Source organism: Acidobacteriota bacterium (assembly GCA_026707545.1).
Taxonomy (GTDB): domain Bacteria; phylum Acidobacteriota; class Thermoanaerobaculia; order Multivoradales; family Multivoraceae; genus Multivorans.
Genome location: JAPOWR010000001.1, coordinates 2,183,550 through 2,199,466 on the forward strand (window position 1 = coordinate 2,183,550; position 15,917 = coordinate 2,199,466).

The following is a 15,917-nucleotide window of genomic DNA, read 5'->3' on the forward strand; positions in this document are numbered from 1 at the left end:
AGTTCACTCGCATTCTCCCGCCCGGTCGATCACGCGTTGACGTCGATGACCACCCTGCCACGCGTCTGGCCCGCCAGGATCGACGCCGCCAGTTCCTCGATCCGGCTCATCGGCTCGACCGACGTCATCTCGGACAGCAGGTCGACCGGAAGCTCCGCGGCCAGGCGGCGCCAGGCCTCCCGGCGCCGCTCCATTGGTGCCATCACGGAATCGACGCCCGCGAGCACCACGCCGCGCAGGATGAAGGGATAGACGCTCGACGGCAGGTCCATGCCGCCGGCCAGTCCGCAGGCGGCCACGCAGCCGCCGTAGCGGGTCTGGGCGATCAGGTTCGCCAGCGTCGTCGAGCCGACGACGTCGACCGCGCCGGCCCAGCTCTCCCGACCGATCGGCCGCGGCTTCGCCGCCAGCGTGTCGCGGGCGATGAAGTCGGCGGCGCCCAGACGGCTCAGGTAGTCATGTTCCGCCTCGCGTCCGGTGGAGGCGATCACCCGGTAGCCGGCCCGCGCCAGCAGCGCCACCGCCACCGAGCCCACGCCCCCGGCGGCGCCGGTCACGACGACGTCGCCGCTCTCCGGCGTCACACCGTGATCCTGCAGCGCCATCACGCACAACATCGCCGTGTACCCGGCAGTGCCGATCGCCATCGCGTGCAGGTTGGTGAAGGCGTCCGGCACCGGAACGAGCCACTCCGGCTTCATCCGCGCCTTCTGCGAGTAACCGCCCCAGTGGCTCTCGCTCAGCCCGTAGCCGTTGACCAGCACGCGGTCGCCGGGGGAGAACGAGTCCGAAGCGGACTCCGCCACCGTCCCGGCCAGGTCGACGCCGCAGACCATCGGCACCGAACGGCAGATCGGCGCCGCGCCGGTGATCGCCAGACCGTCCTTGTAGTTCAACGTGGAGTACTCGACATCGACCAGCACGTCGTGCCCGGGCAGGTCGCTCAGCGTCAGATCACGCAGGCCGGCGGTGTGCTCATCGTCGACCTTGTCGACGACGACCGCTCGAAAGGTCTGGCTCATTCCATGCTGCTCCCAGTGGGTTCCGATTCGCGGCAGGTTCTATCATTGCGGTATGAGCCACACGACGCCACTTCGCCTGTTCGCCTTCGCCTTCCTCCTCACGGCACTTGCCGCCGACCCCGCCGCCGCGAACGAACGGGCGCGAATGACGCCGGCGGACGCGGACCCGGCCACCACCTGGCCACAGTGGCGCGGTCCCAGCGGGCAGGGCGAAGTTGCGGGCGGCGGCTACGTCGACCGTTGGGGCCCGGAGGAGAACGTGCGCTGGAAGGTCGCCGTCCCCGGCAAGGGCAACTCCTCGCCGATCGTATGGGGCGATGCGCTGTTTCTGACGACGGCCGAGGCGGCCGGCGCCAGACGCTCCGTGCTCGCCTTCGACCGGGAAACGGGAAAGCGGCTCTGGACCACCGCGGCACCCGAAGCCAATCCCGAGCGCGCCTACCCGAAGAACGGCCACGCCTCGTCGACCCCCACCGCCGACGGCGAGCGTGTCTATGCCTACCTCGGCAACCACGGCCTGCTGGCGCTCGATATGGACGGCGAGATCGTCTGGCACAAGTCCTTCGGCGAGTTGAACGCCTTCCACGGCACTGCCTCGTCGCCGCTTCTGCTCGGCGAGCGGCTGATCGTCGTGCAAGAACAGCAGCGCTCCCCGTCCTTCATCTCTGCGTTCGACCGCCGCACCGGCGAGGAACTCTGGCGCACCGAACGGGACACCCGGGTCGGCTGGAGTTCGCCGGCCGCAATCTCGGTCACTACCGACGAAGGCGAGGAGCGCGACGAGATCATCGTCAACAGCCAGCACCACGTCATCGCCTACGCGCCGGAAGACGGCCGCGAACTGTGGCGCGCCAGCGGCACGACCTTCGAGGTCATCCCCAGCCCCGTAGTCGGCCACGACCTGCTGTTCAGCACCTCCGGCCGCGCCGGCCCCACCCTGGCGATCCGTCCTGGCGGCAACGGCGACGTGACGGACAGCCGCATCGTCTGGACCGCGGCGAAGGGATCACCCTTCGTCGTCGCGCCGATGCTGGTCGGCGAGTACCTCTACATGGTCAACGACATGGTCAGCGTGATCACGGTCTACGAGGCGAAGAGCGGCGAAGTCGTGTGGCAGGAACGCCTGGGCGAGCGGATGCGCGAGGGCTTCTCCGCCGCGCCCGTCGCCACCGGAGGCAAGATCTTCTTTACCAACGACAACGGCGAGACCTTCGTCATCAGGGAAGGTCCGGACTTCGAGCTTCTCCACGTCAACCGGATCGGCGAACGGACGATCGCCTCGCCCGCCCTCGTCGGCGGCGTCTGGTACATCCGCACCGACGGACACCTCTGGGCGATCGCTGGCGAACCAGGCTAGGGACTCAGCCCGCGGTGCACTCGGGCCACCTCGACCATGTAGCCGCGGTTCGGTAGCGACGCGGCGCGCTCGATCGAGGTTGCGGCTTTCTCTGCCTCACCCACGAGTTCGTAGTAGAGCCCCAGGTACAGATCGGCGTAGAAGCGCGCGCCGGGACCCTCTTCTCGCACGGCGGCCTCGACCTCCTCGACGCTCCCCTTGCCCCGGAACAGGGCGTCGATCTCCTTCATCGGCCGGCGAGCATCCGGGCCGACCGGCAGCATCCCCTCCCGCGCGGCCTCCAGGCCGTCCTCGGCTGCGGCGCAAAGCAGGTGCCACACGGCGTTCTCCACGTCGTTCGGGTTGACCAGACGGTGGCGCTCGAACTGGCCGCGGCAATCGGCGAAACGACCGGCGTAGTAGTACGAGATACCGCGCTGCCACAGGTACGGATCCTGGGACGGATCGAGCGCGACGACGCGGTCGAAGTCCTCGATCGAGTCGTCGATCCGGCCGTCCTTAAACCGTGCCGATCCGCGCAGCAGATAGAGCTGCCAGTCGCCCGGATCGACCTCGATCGCGCGGTCGTAGCCGGCGATGGCCGCCTCGTAGTCACCGCGGGACTCGTGAAGGCTTGCCTGCCGCAGCAGCATCGCGGCGCTGGGTTCGTCCCGGTCTTGCTGTGCCTGTCGCGCTGAACTGGTGTTCGTAGCAGCGCTGAGGCACAGCGCGGCCAAAGCTCCAGCGATGAACCGCGCAGCCGGGATCGTCATCAACGGGACTCTACTGGGGCGATGTCCCAAGCGCGGCATCGCCTCGCCGCTTCGCGGCACCAGCCCGGATGCCGGCGAGCACGCCGGCGCACCCAGTGTTTCGGGCTACACTTCGCGCGTTTCGGCCATCGCCACATCAAGACAGGACGACGATAGGGAAGGGAATCCACCATGGGTCTGCTCGACGGCAAGGTTGCACTCGTTACAGGCGCTGGGGGCGGCCTCGGCCGCACTCACGCGTTGCTCCTGGCGCAGGAAGGCGCCGCGGTCGTGGTTAACGATCTCGGCGGCGCGCGCGACGGCACCGGCGCCGGCACCGCGATGGCCGACCAGGTCGCCCAGGAGATCCGCGAAGCGGGCGGTCAGGCGGTCGCCGACTACGGCTCGGTCTCGGACGGCGATGCCGCCCGGGCGATGGTCCAGCGCGCCGTGGACGAGTTCGGCAAGCTCGACATCGCGATCAACAACGCCGGCATCCTGCGCGACAAGTCGTTCAAGAACATGACCGACGAGATGTGGGACATCGTTCTCGACGTCCACCTCCGCGGCACGTATCTCGTGACCAAGGCCGCGTACGACCAGATGATCGAGCAGGAGTCCGGCGGCCGCATCATCATGACGAGTTCGACTTCGGGCCTGCTCGGCAACTTCGGCCAGACGAACTACGGCGCCGCCAAGGCGGGGATGGCCGGGTTCATGCGCTGCCTGGCCCTCGAGGGAACGAAGTACGGCGTCACGGTGAACCTGCTCGCTCCCGCCGCCTGGTCCCGGCTGACCGAGGACATCATGCCGGAGACGACCGCCGAGCCGCTGGCACCCGAGAAGGTGTCGCCGGCCGTCGTCTGGCTATGCAGTGACGACGCGACGGACATCACCGGCCGGATCTTCGCCGTCGGCGGCAACAAGGTGTCACTCCTTGCCTGGCAATCGCTCGAGATCGCCAGCCGGCCGAACGACCAGGATCCCTGGGACGTCGCCGCGATCGGCGAGAAGATCCGCGCCGCATCCGCCAGCTTCCCCAAGCCGATCCACTTCAGCGATCTGATGTAGCCAGACCGTCCGCCGAACAGGCGGTCGTCCTCGGACCTTTGTCCCGGCGCGCAACGTTCGCTGCCGGTTTTGCGTAGAATGTTGACTAATGTGACTGTTATGGTCACGAATACCACGAGCAGCACGGCCACCGAGCTGAACGCCTCGCTCGCAGGACCTGACGAGAACATGCCATGAGCCAGCAAACCGCGAATGGAACCGCCTCCTGGAAGGCCCGACTCGAGCGGTGGATTCCACCCCACCTCGACGAACAGATCGAGATCTACGAAACCCAGCTCGAGCAGAAGCGCCAGGGCAAGATCGACGACAAGGTGTTCGCCGAAACGCGCCTCCGCCGCGGCGTCTACGGCCAGCGCTACGACAACGGCCAGCGCCACGACGGCACGGCCAGCCGGGCTCTCGAGTATCCATGCGGCGACCTGACGAAGGGCCCCAACACGGTCTGGGACGCCCCCGGGATGCTGCGGATCAAGATCCCGTTCGGCGCGATGAACGGGGAGCAGATGGAGGTCCTCGCCGACCTCGCCGAGGAGTACTCGGACGGGATCGCGCACGTGACGACACGCCAGGACATCCAGCTCCATTTCATTCACATCGACGACACGCCGGACATCATGCGGCGTCTCGCCGCGGTCGACATCACGTCCCAGGAGGCCTGCGGCAACTCGGTGCGCAACGTGACGGCCTGCCCGATGGCCGGCGTCTGCCGGGACGAGCCGTTCGACGTCTCGCCCTACGCCCATGCGCTGACCCACTTTCTGCTCGGGCACAAGGACGCGCAGGACTTCGGCCGCAAGTTCAAGATCGCCTTCTCCGGCTGCGAGCAGCACGCCTGCGGACTCGCCAACATGCACGACCTCGGCGTCGTCGCCCAGGTCCGAAAGGCGGGCAACGGTACGAGCAGCGACGCGGAACGCGGCTTCCGGGTCTACGTCGGCGGAGGCCTGGGAGCCGTGCCGCACCAGGCGAAGGTGCTGCGCGAGTTCGTGCGCGAGGACGAACTTCTGCCTCTGGCCCAGGCCGTCTGCCGCGTCTTCGGGCGACTCGGCGAGAAGCGGAACCGGGCGCGGGCCCGGGTCAAGTTCCTCGTCGCCAAGCTGGGCATCGAGGAGTTCACCCGTCTGGTCGACGAGGAACTCGCGGTTTTGCCTGCCGACGATCGCTGGACCGCGTACCTGGACGACCTCTCGATCACGGACCAGGCGCCAACGCGACCGGCGGCAACACTGGAACCGGGGCCGCGGCCGGAGGGCTTCGCGGAGTGGCTCGGTTCGAACGTTCAGCGGCAGAGGCAGCCGGGCTACGTCACCGTCGCAGTGAATCTGCCCCTCGGCGACCTCACCTCAACCCAGTTGCGGGATCTCGCTGACACGGCGCGCCGTTACAACGGCGGTCTGGTCCGCAACACGGTCGAGCAGAACATCGTGCTCCGCAACATCAGCGAAGCCGACCTGCCCGCGCTCTACGTGGAACTCCGCGCCGCCGGCCTCGGAGCCCCGGGCGCTTCCTCCCTCGTCGACGTCACCGCCTGCCCCGGCACCGACACGTGCAAGCTCGGGATCTCGGCGTCACGAGGACTCGCCGGCGAACTGCGCAAGCGCATCGCCACCTCCATCAGGACCACCGGCGTGCTCGCTGACGAGGCCGTCAAGGATCTCCGGATCAAGGTGTCCGGCTGTTTCAACTCGTGCGGGCAGCACCACGTCGCGGACATCGGCTTCTACGGCGTCAGCCGCAAGAGCGACGGCCGCACCGTGCCGCACTTCCAGGTCATCCTTGGTGGCCAGTGGACCGAGAACGCGGGCTCGTACGGGCTGGCAGTGGTCGCCGTGCCGGCCAAGCGCATTCCGGAAGCGGTCGAACGGATTGCCGGCCTGTACGTCGCCGAACGGGAGAAGGGCGAGACGTTCCAGAGCTTCATCGCCCGGGTCGGCAAGGCCCGCGTCCGGCAACTGCTCGACGATCTCACGAAGTTGCCGACGTACCTCGAGGACCGCAACCTCTACTCCGACTGGGGCGACCCCCGCGAGTACACGATCGGCGACCTCGGCGTGGGCGAGTGCGCCGGCGAAGTCGTGACCGCGGTCGAGTTCGGCCTTTCGGCCGCCGAGCGCGAGGTCTTCCAGGGCCTGCTCGAACTGGACCGCGGTGAAGCTGAAGGAGCAGCCGCGAAGGCCTACACGGCCATGCTGCAGGCGGCGCGCGCGCTGATCACGACCGAGAACATCGACATCGGAACCGCGCCGCAAGAGATCGTCGACGAGTTCCGCACGCGCTTCTACGACAGCGAACTGTTCTTCGACCCGTACGCTGGCGCCAAGTTCGCCAACTACCTGTTCCGCGTCCACGGCGACCCCGAAACTGCATCGGGCGAGGAGGCTCACCGGCGGATCGAGGAGGCCCAGTTGTTCATCGAGGCGGCGCACGCCTGCAACCAGCGGATCTCCCAGGCCCAGGTCGCGGATCCCCTGAGGCGAGCGGTATGAGCGCCGCCTCCACATCCGGACCGGGGCTGGACGACCTGGTCAAACTGGAGTTGAAGGTCCTGGCCAAGGACGAGTCGGCGGCGGCGGCCGAAGAGTTCATCCCGGTCTTCCACCGCTGGATCACGGAGCGGGTCCTGCCCGAGCTGCTGATCGATGTCGCCGACTACAGCCACGTCCACGAAGGCCCGGGTGTTCTCCTCGTGGGCCACGACGCGATCTATGCCTACGACCAGAGTCGCGGTGAACCGGGCCTGCTCTACAGCCGCCGCCGCGAGACTGCCCCGGAGAGCGCGGGCATCGCCACCCTGGACCAGCGGCTCGACTCGCTGCTTCGCTGTGCTTTCCGGGCCTGCGATCAGATCGAAGTCGAGCCCCAACTGGCGGGGCGGGTGACGTTTGATCGCCGCCGGATCGAGTTGCGCGTGAACGACCGGCTCTTCGCCCGCGACGACGACACGGTCGCCGCCCTCGAGTCCGCCTTCTCGCGGGCGCTGGCCGCCGGGGACGTCGGTAACGGCGACGGGCCGCTGAGGCTTGAGCGAATCGGCGAGGCGCGCGAGCGCCTGACGTTCAGGACCGCCTGACCGCGTCCGGCGCCTGCGCCCGCACCACGAACTCGCGCAGTTCCGGCTTCAGCTCCAGCGCCGCGGCCGCTTCGCGGCCGGCATCGGACATCTTGGGCCACGTCCTGGCCAGAACGTCCACGGTCTTGTCGGGGCCCAGGCGTTTCGCCAACGCTTCCAGGTCGTGTTCCAGGAACACGAGGCAGGCCGCGTCTTCCAACGTCTGCGCCTCGGCCGGTGAACTACGGCCCGCCCGCTTCAGCACGAGGTTCTGCACCCGCTCGATCTTCTCCCGCCGGTAGCCGGCGTCGCGCAGCACGGCACCCGCCAGCCGCGCATGTTCGAGTGCCGCGGCGCGACGCCACGCCAGATAGCCCTTGCGCCCGGCCGGATAGTCGTTCCGCGGCAGGGCGAACCGGCGCAGGTGCTGGCAGTGTGCGGCCAGGAGGAGAATCTCGCCGGCCTCCGGATCGAGGCGCTCCACCCAGGCGGCCATACGGCGCGAGTACACCAACTCCCGCGGCAGCTCCTCGCCGTCCACGGTTTCCGTTGCCGGATCCTCCCGGTGAAACAGATCGAAACCGGCCACCGCGTTCTCGAAACGCGGCATCAACTGGAAACTCTTCACGCCCAGAAGACCAGCCCGGGAAACAGAAGCTACTCGCCCGCCAACTCGCGTTCGACGACCAGCTTCCCCTCGGCGTTCCTCTGGAGCTCCGCCAGCCAGTCGACAAAGCCCTGCGGATCGACGAAGGGGTTGGGGTCGCCCTCGCCCCGCGACGCCAACTGCTCCGCACGCTCGAAGATCCTGCCCATCGAGGCGTGGTTCGAGAGGTTCACGTCGATTGGGTTTCCCTCCTCGGCGGCAAGCCTCTGGATTCGTGCGACGCTGTCCAGGTAGAGGTTCGTGCGATGCACCCCCTCGAAGTTGAGCCCCACGCCCCCGAACAGGAAGGCGCGGTGTTCCTCACCGGCCTCGCGCACCGGAAACTCCATCGACAGAACGCCCTCGGTGTGCCCGGGCGTGACGTAGAAGCGGAGTTGCGTGTCGCCCAGTTCCAGTGTGTCACCGTCGGCGATCACCATGTCGTGAACCGGCACGTCGATCTCCCAGTCCGGGTTGTCCGGGGGCGTTTCCGCCAACTCCCAGTCCGCCGCAGTCATGCCAACGCGCGCCCCGTACGTCTCCTGGAAGCGGGCAGCGCCACCGACATGGTCGAAGTGGCCGTGAGTGACCAGCACGTACTTCAGGTCGGCCGGGTCGTATCCCATGCTCCGGATGCCGTCGATCGCGGTATCGATGTGGTCCCCGTAGAGCGCGTCGATCAGGATGAGACCGTCCGTCGTCACCAGCAGGTAGCACGAGACCCATTCGATTCCGACGTAGAAGAGGTTGTCGAAGATCTGGAACGGCTCCACGCGCTGCGCGACCGGGTCGTTCAGGTCAGCGCTCTCGGGCTCGGCAGGCGCGGGATCCGCCCCCGCCGCATCTCCGGCCGCCGGTGGAGCCGCATCGCCGCCACAGGCCAGAGTGCCAAGAGCGATCAGCAGGACCGCCGGAAGCACCAGAAGGGGACGCCTCATCGCCCTGCGAAGTTACCACGGTGCACCACCGATCGGCGGCCCCCGACGAACCGCTACCAGGTCTCGCCGTACGGTCTCAACTCCACCTCGAAGCTCCACGCCGACGGGTCCTGGTGGGCCACGTACCAGACATTCTCGGCGATCGCGTCCGGCCGAATGAAGAAGTCGTCCGGCTGGTCTGGCATCCGGCGCCGGGTCCATTCCAGGTCGATCACCGCGTCGATCACGAAGTATGCGACGTGGATTCCCTGAGGCCCCAGCGTTCGAGCCATCGACTCGGCGAGGATGCGCTGCCCCGCCTTGGTCGGCGCGAACCCGGCAAAGCGCGGCATGCCGCGGCGAGCCGCGGTGTTGCCGGTCACCATGATCGCCCCGCGCCCGGCCTCGATCATCGCCGGCGCGACAGCGCGCGCCAGGTAGAGGAGGCCCATCACATTGACCTCGAAGTTCCCGCGCAACTGGTCCGGCTCAATCTCCAGGAAGTCGCCGAAGGCCCCGCCGACGGCGTTGTGGACGAGCACCCCGGGCGCGCCGAGATCGCCTCGCACCCGCGTCACGGTCGTCCGCACCGCCTCCCCGTCGGAGACATCGCAGGCGTAGCCGCGCGAACCCTCGATCTCCGCTTCCAGGGTTCTCAGGCGCTCCTGGTTGCGGGCCAGCATCGCCACCCGGTAGCCGCCGGAGGCGAAGCGCCTGGCAAGAGCGGCCCCGGTGCCGGGGCCGACGCCGGAGATCAGGCAGACCGGATCGCTCATCGGCGCGGACGTTACAGCATCAGAACATATAGACGTTCCTGTATGCTTCGGCAACCAACTGACGGTCGCTTGCCCGGGAGACGATGATGACCAGACGCCGCTCTTGGATGCCCCGATCGCTGCTGTCGGCATCTGCCGCGGCGCTGCTGGCGAGTGCGCTCGCCGTGCCCGCGGAGGCCTCCGAGCGCGAACTCTACGTCGGCTTCCACCTGGGCCACGCAGGAGTCGACGTCGAGGTGGAGGACGCCTTCGATCACGTTCTCGACGGCGACGCGAACTCGCGGAACTACGAAGCCGGGTTCAGGTTCAGCCGGTACTTCGCGGTCGAGGCCTCCTACTACGACTTCTCCAAGGTCGACGGGACGATCCGGCCCTGCGCGGAGGGCGTTCCCTGCACGGACCTCGAGGTCCGGGGCAAGATCAACGCCCTGTCCGTCGCGATCGTGCCGCAGTACGAAGTCACGGGCCGCATCAGCGTGTTCGCGAAGGTCGGCCTGGTGGCCTGGGGCGCCGACATCGAGGACGCGGCCGAAGAGCTCGAGCTCACGCTCGACGACATCGACGAAGACGACCTGATCTACGGCGTGGGCGTCGAGATCCAGCTTCTCGGGAGGCTGAGGGCCGTGGGCCGCATCGAGTCGATCGGCGGCGACATCGAGATCTTCTCCGCCGGAGTTCGCCTGGGGTTTTGAGGGCTTCCGGGCGAACCCGCTCCGGACGCGGGAGTGCTACCGTCGGTCCATGACCGAAATCACGCCCTACCGCATCCAGATCGACGAACAACAACTGACCGATCTGCAACGACGACTAGACGCTACGCGCTGGCCGGAACGCGAGACGGTCGACGACTGGAACCAGGGCATTCCCCTGGCCTACACCCAGGAGTTGTGCGCGTACTGGGCGTCCTCCTACGACTGGCGCCGGCTGGAAAGCCGCCTGAACGACCTGGACCAGTTCAAGACCGACATCGACGGGCTGGGAATCCACTTCCTCCATCTTCGTTCAAGACACACCGGCGCGGCGCCCCTGGTGCTCACGCACGGCTGGCCGGGCTCGATCGTCGAATTCCTCGAGGTCCTCGACCCGCTGCTTGACCCCACCGCGCACGGCGGTTCGGCAGAGGACGCCTTCCACCTGGTGGTCCCGACCCTCCCCGGCTTCGGCTTCTCCGACAAGCCGACCTCGCCCGGCTGGAGCGTCGAAAAGATCGCCGATGCCTGGGCCCAGTTGATGGCGCGCCTCGGCTACGAGTGGTACTTCGCCCAGGGAGGAGACTGGGGGGCCGCCGTCAGCACGGCGATCGCGATTCAGGACCACGAGCACTGCCACGGCATCCACGTGAACATGCCAACGGTCGGCGTCGATCAGAGCACGATGGACGACCTGACGGACAACGAGAAGGACGCGCTCGCCGGCATCCAGTACTACCGCGACTGGGACTCGGGCTACTCGAAGCAGCAGTCGACGCGGCCGCAAACCCTGGGCTACGGCCTGGTCGACTCCCCGGCCGGGCAGGCGGCGTGGATCGTCGAGAAGTTCTGGTCCTGGATGGACTGCGACGGCCACCCGGAGAACGTGTTGAGCCGCGACCAGTTGCTCGACAACGTGATGATGTACTGGCTGCCGGCCTGCGGCGCGTCCTCAGGACGCATCTATTGGGAGAGCTTCGGAAAGGGTCGCAACGACCCGGTCGAGATCCCGGTCGGCTGCAGCATCTTCCCCAAGGAGATCTTCCGCGCCTCCAGGCGCTGGGCCGAGAAGCGCTATCGCCAACTCGTGTACTGGAACCGGCTGGAGAAGGGAGGGCACTTCGCCGCGTTCGAAGTACCGGACGTCTTCGTCGGCGAGCTGCGGAAGTGCTTCCACGAAATGAAGGCCTAGAACCGCCAAACCCCTAGCGCATCACGCTTCATCGACGCGGGCACGGAAGCGGGGCGGCCTCCGGTGCGGCGCCGCCTGCTCAAAGGCCCAGGCGATGCGGATCAGTGTCGGCTCGCTCCAGGCAGCGCCGAAGAAGGAGACCCCAACCGGCAGGCCCTCGATGTGGCCGGCGGGCACGCTGACGTTCGGATAACCCGCGACAGCCGGCGGGCCGGAGCTGCTGACCGAGAAGCGGTCGCCGTAGACGAGGTCGGTCACCCAGGCCGGACCGCCGCTCGGCCCCAGAATGGCGTCGAGACGGTGCTCGGCGAGCGCCGCGTCGAGTCCCTCCTCTCGGGACAGGCGGTTCGCCGTGTCGCGCGCCGTCCGGTAGGCGGTCTCGGTGAGAGGACCCTTGGCGTCCGCCTCGATCAGGATCTCCTGGCCGAAGAAGGGCATCTCCTGCTCGGCGTTCGCTTCGTTGAACGCAATCACTTCGGCGAGTGAAGCGACCGCAGCGTTGTCACCCAGTTCAGCGAGGTAGGCGTTCAGTCCGGCCTTGAACTCGTAGAGCATGGCCTCGTACTCGTGCCGCCCGACCTCCCCGCGATGCGGGATCGTGGCGGGATCGACGATCTCGACGCCCAGGCCGGCGAGCACCTCTACCGCCTCCTCCATCACCTCGTCGACGCGGACGTCGCGCTCGAAGAACTGCCTGCCGACGCCGACGCGGAGCCCGCTCAGGTCCGAAGCGCCGGGCTCACCCAGGTGGCGGGTCAGATCGGTTGGAACGGGCGAGGCCGCGGTCGCTTCGTCCCGCGGATCCCGCCCGGTCATGCCGCTGAGCAGTGCAGCGGCGTCGGCGACCGTTCGCGCCATCGGACCGGCCGTGTCCTGAACAGCCGAGATGGGCACGATGCCGCTTCGACTCACCAGCCCGACGGTCGGCTTGATTCCTACCAGGCCGTTCGCCGACGAGGGGCAGATGATCGAACCGTCGGTCTCGGTGCCGACCGCCGCCGCGCAGAGGTTCGCGGAGGCGGCAGCGCCCGAACCGGAGCTGGAACCGCAGGGATTGCGGTTGAGGACGTAGGGATTGCGGCACTGCCCGCCGCGGGCGCTCCAACCCGAACTCGACCGGTTTGAGCGGAAGTTCGCCCACTCGCTCAGGTTCGCCTTGCCGAGCAGCACCGCCCCGGCCTGCCGGAGTCGGGCCGCGACGAAGGCATCCTGCTTCGGGATCGACCCCTCGAGCGCCAGGGAACCGGCGGTGGTCGTCGTGCGGTCGGCCGTCGCGACGTTGTCCTTGAGCAGAATCGGGACGCCATGGAGCGGGCCGCGCACGTTGCCGGCGGCCCGCTCGCGGTCGAGTTCTCCGGCGATCCCGAGGGCATCCGGGTTCGTCTCGATGACCGACCGCAGCGTCGGACCCTGACGATCGAGGGCCTCGATCCGGTCGAGGTAGAGTTCTGTGATCTCCCGGCTCGTCCGCTCGCCCTCGGCCATCTGGCGCCCCAGCTCCGCGATGGTCACCTCTTCGAGTTCGAAGCCGCCCACCACTGGCGTCGGCGCGGCTCCCCGCTGCCCGTCCCGATCGCGGCCAGGGCGAGCGCAGGCCGAGCCGGCCACGGCAGCAGCGCCGAGAGCGCCCACGGCAGCCATCACGTCGCGGCGGGTCGCTCCGTCAGGGTCCGGCACCGTTCGACGCTAGCACTCAAGCCCAGCCCCCACACCCACGCCACCAGAGCACCCAGCGGCACGTACCACGGCCAGGCCAGGACCTCACCGCCCGGTCCCTGTGCCCAGCGCCACAGAGCCAGCACACCGCCGGCGCCCAGGGCCAGGAAGAGGCTGCCGCCCACCCGGCCGCGGCCGTCCATGCGCAGCCAGGCCGCGAGCAGCACGACGACGCCGAGCAGGCAGATCCAACCCGCCGCCGGCTGATGCCAGACCGCGGCGAAGACGGCGAGCGCCGAAAGCGGCCCGGACCAGAGGAAGCCGCGCCCGTCGCGGCCGAACGGCGCCAGAGCCAGAGCCACGGCCGCCAGCAGAGCGCCCCCCGTGTACCCGGCCATCGCCAGGGCGAGATCGAGCAGCGCGTCGTAGCGGGCCGCCACCGTGTCCATCGCGAGCGAGGTCAGAGCGAGCACGAACCCCCAGCCGAGCACGAGCAGCCGCGGTAGGCGCACACCGTTGCCGGAGCGCGTGCGGGGGCGCAGGAGCGCGGATGTCGTCTGCGCGAGCGCTGCGAGGATCGAGTCCAGGCTGGACACCGCCGCCGCCAGCGCGCCGGCGACGACGAGCGCCTTCAGGCCAACGGCCACCGCCTCGACCGCGAAGACGGCGAAAACCCGGTCGGGCTGCTCGGCCACGATCTCGGCCGCCACGCCTGTAAGCGGCGCCTGCTCGTAGTAGGCCCACAAACCGATCCCGACGAAAGCGAACGAGAGGGAAACGAGCACGGAGGCGCCGCTGGCCACGACCGCCAGTTGAGCGTCCCGCGCGCTGCGGCAGCAGAAGAGGCGTTGCGCCATCAACTGGTCCGTACCGAAAGCGGCGACGCCGCCGACCGTGGCGCCGATCAGCGCGGCCCAGAGCGTGTAGGGCGCGGCAAGGGACGCCGACAGGTCGAACAAGGTGAACTTCCCCTCGTTCCACGCTTCGGCGAGGGCGGGCGCCATGCCGGCCTCGAGTTCCCACGCCACGACGCCCAGACTGACCGCGACCCCGGCCACGAACAGCAGGAAGAGGACGACGTCGGTCCAGACCACCGCGGCGATGCCGCCAAGCCAGGTCCAGACCACGGCGATGACGACCACCGCCGTCACCGCCGCCACGTGGGGCGGCACGCCCGTCGCCCGTTCCACCCATCCCAGTTCCCGGTGGAGCAGGACGCCCAGGACGACCGCCGACAGGTAGACCCGGGCCGACTGGGCCAGAACGCCCCCCAGCCAGAACATTCCGGTCGCCGTCCGTCGCACGGAGGCTCCCGCGGCGCCCAGCCTCCGCTCGATCAGGTCGTAGGGACTCATCACGTCGTAGCGGTAGTAGGCCGGAACGAGCAGCCACGCCACCAGCAGCCGGGCAGCGAGATAGCCGAACAACCCGATCTGCAGGTAGGTCAGGTCGCCCCCCGGCCGATGGACGATCGAGGGCAGACTGATGTAGGTGACCGCGCTGATCTCGGTCGCGACCAGGGAGGCCGCCACCGCGTACCAGGGGAGGTTCCGGGCGCCGCCGAAGTAGTCGCGCTCGGTCTTCTGCCGTCGCGACAGCGAGCGCGCCATCACGGTGATGGCGGCGAACAGCGCCAGCAGGATCAGCCAGTCAGCAAGGCCGAAGCTGCCGCCAAGGCCCATGCCGGCCTACGAGTGGTTCACTCGCCCCGGTACACGAGACCCCGGGTGCTCGTGCTGACCCGGTAGAGCCCGGAGCGCGCCGTCATGTACAGCGTGCTGCCGTCGCCGCCGAAGGCGGTGTTCGCCGGCAGTTCGGCCGGCGCGATCGTGCCCAGGTGACGGCCGTCGGGCGCGAAGACCATCACGCCGCCCGGCCCGGTCGCGAACACGTTGCCTTCCGTGTCGACGGCCAGACCGTCCGGCGCACCGGGCGCCTCCATGCCGCTGGCGTCGAAGAACATCTCGCCCTCGCCCAGGGTGAGGTCGTCGTTCACCGCGTACTTCTTCCAGTACCGGTTGGGCGGCGCGTCGGAGTTCGCGACGTAGAGCGTCTTCTCGTCCGGCGAGAGGCCGAGGCCGTTCGGACGGGTCTGACCGGTCTCGAGCAGGGTCACCGTGCCGTCGGGATCCAGCCGGTAGATGCCGTTGTGGTCCTGCTCCTTGTTCTCCGACTGGTTCGGCAGGCCATAGGGCGGATCGGTGAAGAAGGCGGCGCCGCTCGAGTGGAAGACGATGTCGTTCGGGCTGTTCAGGCGCTTGCCGTCGAAACGGTCGGCCAGGGTGACCCGCTCACCGTCAAGCGCCATCGCGGACACCACGCGGTTGCCGTGCTCGCAGAGGACGAGCCGGCCGTCCGGGTGAAGCGCCAGTCCGTTCGATCCGCCGATGCCGCCGGTGCCTGCGTCGTCCGGCAGGACGGGATCAAGGAACACGACCGCACCCTCACCTTCGGACCAGCGGTAGACCTTGTTCTCAGGGATGTCGCTGAAGTAGAGACGGTCGGGGTCACCGGGAACCCACACCGGGCCCTCGGTGAACGTGAAGCCGTCCGCCACCTTCTCGACAACGGCATCGGCGGGCACCAGATCGTCCATCGCCGGATCGTTGCGCTGCACCGTGCCGTCGCTCGTCATCTCTTCCGATGCCTCCTCCGTCATCGTTTCGGCTTCCTCGCTATCGCCGTAGCCGCAACCCACGGCCACCAGCACAGTCACGACCGCCAGCGTCGTCTTCATCGTCTATCTCCTCATGTCCAACTGCTGATTCCGGACGGTGCGAGTCAGAATAGCAACCGGTATCCTCGCGGCGT

General features: G+C 68.4%; 14 protein-coding genes. 6 read left to right on the forward strand and 8 right to left on the reverse strand.

The features are described from left to right. Positions 1–29: 29 nt before the first annotated feature. The gene (locus OXG83_08585; GenBank protein MCY3965081.1) at positions 30–1,022 is read right to left on the reverse strand and encodes an oxidoreductase; all 993 of its coding nucleotides are present in this window, start codon (positions 1,020–1,022) and stop codon (positions 30–32) included. 52 nt (positions 1,023–1,074) lie between these two features. On the opposite strand from OXG83_08585, the gene OXG83_08590 reads away from it, so the two are divergent. After that, complete coding sequence (locus OXG83_08590) at positions 1,075–2,379, forward strand: PQQ-binding-like beta-propeller repeat protein (protein MCY3965082.1); 1,305 nt, start codon at positions 1,075–1,077, stop codon at positions 2,377–2,379. On the opposite strand, the gene OXG83_08595 is transcribed toward OXG83_08590, so the two are convergent. Continuing rightward, positions 2,376–3,131 carry a tetratricopeptide repeat protein gene (locus OXG83_08595; protein MCY3965083.1) on the reverse strand — a complete coding sequence of 252 codons (756 nt, stop codon included), beginning with the start codon at positions 3,129–3,131 and terminating at the stop codon, positions 2,376–2,378. The genes OXG83_08590 and OXG83_08595 overlap by 4 nt on opposite strands. Before the next feature lie 171 nt (positions 3,132–3,302). On the opposite strand from OXG83_08595, the gene OXG83_08600 reads away from it, so the two are divergent. From OXG83_08600 to OXG83_08610, 3 genes are all read left to right on the forward strand, one after another. After that, on the forward strand, positions 3,303–4,181 hold the full coding sequence (locus OXG83_08600) for an SDR family oxidoreductase (GenBank protein MCY3965084.1): 879 nt from the start codon (positions 3,303–3,305) through the stop codon (positions 4,179–4,181). 173 nt (positions 4,182–4,354) lie between these two features. Further along, positions 4,355–6,667 carry a nitrite/sulfite reductase gene (locus OXG83_08605; protein ID MCY3965085.1) on the forward strand — a complete coding sequence of 771 codons (2,313 nt, stop codon included), beginning with the start codon at positions 4,355–4,357 and terminating at the stop codon, positions 6,665–6,667. Beyond that, complete coding sequence (locus OXG83_08610; GenBank protein ID MCY3965086.1) at positions 6,664–7,251, forward strand: hypothetical protein; 588 nt, start codon at positions 6,664–6,666, stop codon at positions 7,249–7,251. The genes OXG83_08605 and OXG83_08610 overlap by 4 nt, the downstream gene beginning before the upstream one ends. On the opposite strand, the gene OXG83_08615 is transcribed toward OXG83_08610, so the two are convergent. The 3 genes from OXG83_08615 to OXG83_08625 are packed head-to-tail and all read right to left on the reverse strand — an operon-like array spanning position 7,238 to position 9,569. Further along, positions 7,238–7,858: a DUF4202 domain-containing protein gene (locus OXG83_08615; protein MCY3965087.1), complete on the reverse strand. Its 621-nt coding sequence runs from the start codon at positions 7,856–7,858 to the stop codon at positions 7,238–7,240. The two genes, OXG83_08610 and OXG83_08615, sit on opposite strands and share 14 nt — an antisense overlap. A 29-nt stretch (positions 7,859–7,887) precedes the next feature. Next, entirely contained in the window at positions 7,888–8,814 is a 927-nt protein-coding gene (locus OXG83_08620; protein MCY3965088.1) for an MBL fold metallo-hydrolase, read from the reverse strand. 53 nt (positions 8,815–8,867) lie between these two features. After that, a complete protein-coding gene (locus OXG83_08625; GenBank protein ID MCY3965089.1) occupies positions 8,868–9,569 on the reverse strand; it encodes an SDR family NAD(P)-dependent oxidoreductase in 702 nt (233 codons plus the stop codon). An 86-nt stretch (positions 9,570–9,655) separates the two neighbouring features. Here OXG83_08625 and OXG83_08630 point away from each other — a divergent pair, with 86 nt between their 5' ends. Continuing rightward, positions 9,656–10,261, forward strand: coding sequence for an outer membrane beta-barrel protein (locus OXG83_08630; protein ID MCY3965090.1), 606 nt, complete (start codon positions 9,656–9,658; stop codon positions 10,259–10,261). Positions 10,262–10,310: 49 nt separating this feature from the next. Further along, complete coding sequence (locus tag OXG83_08635) at positions 10,311–11,450, forward strand: epoxide hydrolase (GenBank protein ID MCY3965091.1); 1,140 nt, start codon at positions 10,311–10,313, stop codon at positions 11,448–11,450. A gap of 21 nt (positions 11,451–11,471) precedes the next feature. Here OXG83_08635 and OXG83_08640 read toward each other — a convergent pair whose 3' ends face one another. From OXG83_08640 to OXG83_08650, 3 genes are read right to left on the reverse strand one after another with little or no spacing between them, the layout of a single operon-like run. After that, on the reverse strand, positions 11,472–13,127 hold the full coding sequence (locus OXG83_08640) for an amidase (protein ID MCY3965092.1): 1,656 nt from the start codon (positions 13,125–13,127) through the stop codon (positions 11,472–11,474). Further along, positions 13,091–14,788 carry a hypothetical protein gene (locus OXG83_08645; GenBank protein MCY3965093.1) on the reverse strand — a complete coding sequence of 566 codons (1,698 nt, stop codon included), beginning with the start codon at positions 14,786–14,788 and terminating at the stop codon, positions 13,091–13,093. The genes OXG83_08640 and OXG83_08645 overlap by 37 nt, the downstream gene beginning before the upstream one ends. 17 nt (positions 14,789–14,805) lie before the next feature. Then, positions 14,806–15,843: an SMP-30/gluconolactonase/LRE family protein gene (locus OXG83_08650; protein ID MCY3965094.1), complete on the reverse strand. Its 1,038-nt coding sequence runs from the start codon at positions 15,841–15,843 to the stop codon at positions 14,806–14,808. Positions 15,844–15,917 lie beyond the last annotated feature (74 nt).

Coding starts and splice junctions, on each gene's coding strand:
- OXG83_08585 (MCY3965081.1), bottom strand. CDS start 1,022: ATGAGCCAGACCTTTCGAGCGGTCGTCGTCGACAAGGTCGACGATGAG.
- OXG83_08590 (MCY3965082.1), top strand. CDS start 1,075: ATGAGCCACACGACGCCACTTCGCCTGTTCGCCTTCGCCTTCCTCCTC.
- OXG83_08595 (MCY3965083.1), bottom strand. CDS start 3,131: ATGACGATCCCGGCTGCGCGGTTCATCGCTGGAGCTTTGGCCGCGCTG.
- OXG83_08600 (MCY3965084.1), top strand. CDS start 3,303: ATGGGTCTGCTCGACGGCAAGGTTGCACTCGTTACAGGCGCTGGGGGC.
- OXG83_08605 (MCY3965085.1), top strand. CDS start 4,355: ATGAGCCAGCAAACCGCGAATGGAACCGCCTCCTGGAAGGCCCGACTC.
- OXG83_08610 (MCY3965086.1), top strand. CDS start 6,664: ATGAGCGCCGCCTCCACATCCGGACCGGGGCTGGACGACCTGGTCAAA.
- OXG83_08620 (MCY3965088.1), bottom strand. CDS start 8,814: ATGAGGCGTCCCCTTCTGGTGCTTCCGGCGGTCCTGCTGATCGCTCTT.
- OXG83_08625 (MCY3965089.1), bottom strand. CDS start 9,569: ATGAGCGATCCGGTCTGCCTGATCTCCGGCGTCGGCCCCGGCACCGGG.
- OXG83_08630 (MCY3965090.1), top strand. CDS start 9,656: ATGACCAGACGCCGCTCTTGGATGCCCCGATCGCTGCTGTCGGCATCT.
- OXG83_08635 (MCY3965091.1), top strand. CDS start 10,311: ATGACCGAAATCACGCCCTACCGCATCCAGATCGACGAACAACAACTG.
- OXG83_08645 (MCY3965093.1), bottom strand. CDS start 14,788: ATGGGCCTTGGCGGCAGCTTCGGCCTTGCTGACTGGCTGATCCTGCTG.
- OXG83_08650 (MCY3965094.1), bottom strand. CDS start 15,843: ATGAAGACGACGCTGGCGGTCGTGACTGTGCTGGTGGCCGTGGGTTGC.